The sequence below is a fragment of the Corallococcus sp. CA049B genome, from assembly GCF_003611685.1.
Classification (GTDB): domain Bacteria; phylum Myxococcota; class Myxococcia; order Myxococcales; family Myxococcaceae; genus Corallococcus; species Corallococcus coralloides.
Genome location: NZ_RAWC01000455.1, coordinates 1 through 1,198 on the forward strand (window position 1 = coordinate 1; position 1,198 = coordinate 1,198).

The 1,198-nt window shown below is 70.7% G+C and carries 1 protein-coding gene; it reads right to left on the reverse strand.

Annotation, left to right across the window (positions count from 1 at the left end; all coding sequences use genetic code 11):
• Positions 1–122: 122 nt before the first annotated feature.
• Positions 123–1,022: an MBL fold metallo-hydrolase gene (locus D7W82_RS39680; RefSeq protein WP_120623188.1), complete on the reverse strand. Its 900-nt coding sequence runs from the start codon at positions 1,020–1,022 to the stop codon at positions 123–125.
• Positions 1,023–1,198 lie beyond the last annotated feature (176 nt).

The following is a 1,198-nucleotide window of genomic DNA, read 5'->3' on the forward strand; positions in this document are numbered from 1 at the left end:
AGCCGGCGCCGCTCGGCTGCCGTCAGCTCCAACTCTCGGTGCTGGTGGGGCACTTCGCCGCTCCTTCTGCACAACCGGAGGAGCGGCAATCCTACCCCCTGACAGGACTTACTTCCTCTGGCTTAGAGGTGCAGCGACGGCACGGGGGCGACCAGGCCGGGCTGGATGGGGAAGTCCGCGGGCAGCTTCTCGCGCTCCTCCAGCCGCTCGAACTCTAGCGAGTCGTGCGCGCAGAACACCGTCACCTGTTCGCCGTGGCGCTGCACCAGCTCACGCAGCCGGCGCAGGTTGTACCAGCGCATCCACCCGTCCTTCTGCATCAGCTTCTGGTAGGCGCGCAGGCCGGCGGTGCACCGGTAGCGGTCCAGGTCCATCTCACCGTGGTGGAAATACGCGTCGCCCGCGTGCAGCAGCCACCCTTCCCCGGTGTCGATGGCCACGCCCGCGTGTCCCAGCGTGTGGCCCACGAGCGGCACCAGGAGGATCTCCGGCGGCAGTCCGGTGAGCTCGCGCACGCAGTCGAAGCCGAACCAGCCCTCGCCCCGGTTCGGGATGTACGTCTCCCAGCGCGTCTCCTTGGACCACTGCTGCGGGCGGAAGCGCGCGCGGTCCAGCCAGGTCTTCTGCGCGGTGGCCACGCGGTACTCGTCCGCCAGCACGTGCACGCGCGCGTGGGGGAAGTCATCCAGGCCGCCCGCATGGTCGAAGTCCAGGTGCGTGAGGATGATGTCGCGCACGTCGCTGGCCTGGAAACCCATGCGCTCCAGCTGGCGGATGGCGGTGGACTCCTCCGCCAGGGCGGGGCGGCAGAGCACGTCCCGAAACAGGCCGTTGAGCCGCACGCGGGGCGCGTACACGTCATGGAGGCCAAAGCCGGTGTCCACCAGCACCAGACCGCCGGGCGTCTCCAACGCCAGACAGTGGCAGGTGAGCGCCGCCGGGCCGCTGAAGCCTCGCCGCCCATCCATGAGCCGCCCGCCGGGCGGGCACATCGTGGTGCAGTTCAGGTGGTGGATGCGCATGGCGGCTCCCGCTCCTTGTGAAAGGCGGCGGCCGTCCGGCGGCGGATGAACCGGCGCGGGAAGCCCCCTTCCATTCGTTCAGGGCAAAAGTGCGCCGTGGGCTCCCTGGGAGGAATCGCCGCGCCCGGGCAGGGCAGGGGCTCGCCCGCTCGGGGGGCGGCAGGGCGCCGCTCAGG